Source organism: Ruoffia sp. FAM 24228 (genome assembly GCF_045528575.1).
GTDB classification, from domain to species: Bacteria; Bacillota; Bacilli; order Lactobacillales; family Aerococcaceae; genus Ruoffia; species Ruoffia halotolerans.
The window spans coordinates 1-245 of the sequence record NZ_JBGQQZ010000192.1 but is presented as its reverse complement, the minus strand read 5'-3'; the positions used below and the strand labels follow the sequence as shown (position 1 = coordinate 245).

Below are 245 nucleotides of genomic sequence, written 5' to 3'. Positions count from 1 at the left end.
ATGGTCGAAACCCCGTCGTGTCTGTATTCGATCAATCCGTGAAGCAGGAGAACTCCTCTTTCAACACGCATTCATTGTGACCAATCTGTCAGATAACGTATCGCCTCAAGTTATATTTTCTCTTTACGGCAAGCGAGGGACAATGGAGAATTTCATCAAAGAAGCGAAAGGTGGCTTTTATTTCGATAAAACAGATAGTCCACGCTTCTTAGAAAATCATGTCAGAATGATGATTAGTCTGCTTG

The 245-nt window shown here is 41.6% G+C and carries 1 protein-coding gene; it reads left to right on the top strand.

Annotation, left to right across the window (positions count from 1 at the left end):
- Nucleotides 1-245 (top strand): transposase (locus ACEN33_RS12610; protein WP_407095228.1); only part of this gene is annotated, 245 nt, incomplete at both ends.